At 65.9% G+C, this 1,089-nt stretch carries 1 protein-coding gene; it reads left to right on the top strand.

Annotated features, from left to right (window positions below):
* Positions 1–82: 82 nt before the first annotated feature.
* Positions 83–1,089: IS481 family transposase (locus V9K97_RS27240; RefSeq protein WP_337321963.1), on the top strand; the 1,007-nt coding region annotated here is incomplete at its 3' end.

A 1,089-nucleotide genomic window follows, 5' to 3' on the forward strand; every position in this document is an offset into this window, starting at 1 on the left:
TGTATGGACCGGGGACGTGGGTCACAGGTGTGCGAGGACATGGGAAACACTTTCGAGGTCGATACGACCGAGGAAGTGGCCCATGCCCTGGCAACCGAGAGACCTGATGGACACCAAACGCGAATTCCTGGAACTGGCTTTGCAAGAAGGGGCCAACCGCCGCGAGCTGTGCCGGCGCTTTGGCATCAGCCCGAAGACTGGCTATGCACTGCTGCGCCGCCATGCACTCCAAGGCATGAGCGATGCGTGCACGCCGCGCAGCACCCGGCCGCACCGCAGCCCTGCGCGCAGCAGCTCCGCGGTCGAGCAAGCGGTCGTCGAACTGCGCCGCCAACACCCCCGCTGGGGCGGACGCAAGATCGCCCAGCGCCTGAGCGACCTGGGCTTCAGCGGCGTGCCCGCGCCCAGCACCATCACCGGCATCCTGCACCGCCACGGGCTGATCACTCCCGAAGCCAGCCAGGCGGCCGGGCACTGGCAGCGCTTTGAGCACGAGTTGCCCAATGCCCTGTGGCAAATCGATTTCAAGGGCTACTTCGAGACGGGTGCGGGGCGCTGCCATCCGCTGACGGTGATCGACGATCACTCGCGCTTCAACCTGACCATCGCTGCCTGCTCCCAGACGGACACCGCCCGTGTGCAGGATCATCTGCAGCGGGTGTTCCTGCGCTACGGCTTGCCCGTGCGCATCAACGCCGACAACGGCGCGCCTTGGGGCAGTCCCTCCAAGGCCGAACACGGGTTGTCGGCACTCAGCGTGTGGCTTATCCGCTTGGGTATTCGCATCAGCCACAGCGCGCCTTATCACCCGCAGACCAATGGCAAGCTGGAGCGCTTCCACCGCTCGCTCAAGGCCGAGGTGCTCAATGGGCGCAGCTTCATGGACCTGGCTCAGGCTCAGGACGCGTTCGAGCACTGGCGCGGCGTGTACAACCACGAGCGTCCGCACGAGGCGCTGGGCATGCAAACACCCGCAGCGCGCTATCGAGTGAGCCCTCGGGCCATGCCAGCCATGCTGGCACCGATCGAATACGGCCCTGATGACCGGGTGCTGACGGTGGGCTGGAACGGCTGGGTGCACTTCGAAGG

The organism is Variovorax sp. CCNWLW186, from assembly GCF_037203865.1.
In the GTDB taxonomy this organism is placed as follows: Bacteria; Pseudomonadota; Gammaproteobacteria; order Burkholderiales; family Burkholderiaceae_C; genus Variovorax.